Source organism: Klebsiella sp. HN106, from assembly GCF_051209435.1.
Lineage (GTDB): Bacteria > Pseudomonadota > Gammaproteobacteria > Enterobacterales > Enterobacteriaceae > Klebsiella > Klebsiella oxytoca.
On record NZ_JBLURD010000073.1, the window covers coordinates 1 to 946 of the forward strand.

General features: G+C 68.0%; 1 protein-coding gene. It reads right to left on the bottom strand.

Going from position 1 to position 946, the window contains the following annotated elements; genetic code table 11:
- The coding region (locus ACSIPU_RS30350; protein ID WP_435322469.1) for an ImcF-related family protein at positions 1-946 on the bottom strand (946 nt) is incomplete at both ends.

Here is a 946-nt window from a genome sequence, read left to right on the forward strand (position 1 = left end):
CGTGCTGAACAGACGGCGGGCGTCGGTCTGCGGCGTCATGTCCTCAAGCGTCATATCGGCATAGTTGCGCCGGACGGCCGTCAGCATGTTCTCATAGAGCGTGCTTTCGGCGTTGCGCTGGCCTGTCTGCTCCAGCAGCACCCTGCGCACCTGCGCCACCAGCGCCGCATCCGGCGTGATTTTCCAGGACGGCTGCGCGGGCAGGCTCTGCATGTAAAAGGTGTGCAAATCCGGCGCCATCTCCTGCCACAGCGCCGGGGACAGCCCCGGACGGGACGGTTCGGCGGTTTTCATCACCTGCGCAAAAAACGCGGCGTCCGCCTTCTCCGGGTGCGCCATCATCAGGTACGCCTTCAGCTGGTCGTAGCCCGGCTTCGCCCGTTTTTCGCGCAGCGGACTGCGCGGCGGCAGGTCTGCCAGCGCGTTCAGCTGCTTTGTGAGCGCCTGCGCCGCCGCATCGCGAATCAGCCGGTTATTCGCCTGCCCGTACCACGGCATCAGGGCCGCCAGCAGCGGGGCGTTGTGGTCCAGCCCGAAGCGCTGATACCAGGGCGCGCCATGCGCCTGCTGATGCTGTAACCGTCCGATATCGTTACGCAGCGCCTGCAGCGCCATCAGCTGTTCATCATTCACCGCGGGAGAGCTCACCAGCAGCTGCGCCGCGCTGACAATATGCTGGCGGTTAACGGCGAAGGAGACCAGACTGCCCGCCCCCCACAGGGCCATCAGCGACAGGGCGATAACCCCCGATGTGCGCTGCCAGGGCAGACCGGCCCGCACGCCCTGCGCCTGAGCGCAGTCCGCCGTCACTCCCTGCCAGGCCGCCGGAGCGGACCAGCGGTGAGGATGTGGCGTCTCCCCGGCGGTCGTGTCCGGCGCCAGCGGCGGGCTGAACATCAGGCCGCGCAGCGGAACGCGCTGCAGGCGCTCCGTCAGCCAGGGCGTC